The sequence below is a fragment of the Virgibacillus sp. AGTR genome, from assembly GCF_016919725.2.
Taxonomy (GTDB): domain Bacteria; phylum Bacillota; class Bacilli; order Bacillales; family Amphibacillaceae; genus Virgibacillus; species Virgibacillus salarius.
This window is the reverse complement of the sequence record NZ_JAJERH010000173.1, coordinates 1-916: the sequence shown is the minus strand read 5'-3', so window position 1 is coordinate 916 and position 916 is coordinate 1. Positions and strand designations below refer to the sequence as shown.

Sequence of the window (916 nt, the reverse complement as noted above, 5' to 3'; positions counted from 1 at the left end):
ATTAGAAGATTTCACAGAAGGCTACCATCAAGTTAGTCAAGAAAAAGAGATAGCCTTCCAGAAAAAGACTAATTCTTTTCGAGATTGGGGTATTTATTTAACAGAACAGCTACATGGAGATGTTCTATTAGAAGAGCTAGAATATTGGAAGCAAATCGGTAGGGCTAAAGGAACGGGGTTACCAGTAGATAAAAAGGATCAGGGGTACTCCAATAAAGCAAAATATTATTGTGATGTGTACATTGAAATAAGTAAAGAGTACACGGAGGATTTACTAAAGAAAACAAATAAAGCCTATAATACAGAGATTAATGACATCTTATTGACTGCTTTAGGGTTGGCTATTCACGATTGGACAGCTGAAAACCAAATTCTTTTAATGCTAGAAGGACATGGGAGAGAAACGCTTGAAGGCGATATAGATATTTCAAGGACAATAGGCTGGTTTACTACGCATTACCCTGTACTACTGGAGTTAGATAAGTCGAATCAAATAGCTGTTGTGATTAAACATGTAAAAGAAATATTAAGACATGTACCTAATAAAGGCATTGGTTATGGAATACTAGAATATTTGGAAAAAGACCGTGATGAGACCTTTAATCGCATAAATTCTTCAATAAAGTTTAATTATCTCGGTCAGTTTGATGAAAATACGAAAAATGGATTCTTTAATATGTCCACTTTCTCACATGGAGATTCCATTAGTTTAGAAAGTGAAAGACTATTTGACATTGATATTTCAGGAATGGTCTCCAGTCATCAACTAGAATTTAGATTTTCATACAATAGTAAGAAATATCATGAAAGTACAATGAAGATGGTAGCCGCATCATATAAGAGCTACTTACTACAAATCATTGAACACTGTCAAAAACAAACCACCACAGAATTAACACCCTCAGATTATGCAGAT

The 916-nt window shown here is 34.1% G+C and carries 1 protein-coding gene; it reads left to right on the top strand.

The genetic code is table 11. The features are described from left to right. On the top strand, positions 1–916 hold a 916-nt coding region (locus JUJ52_RS23095), incomplete at both ends, for a condensation domain-containing protein (RefSeq protein WP_228089250.1).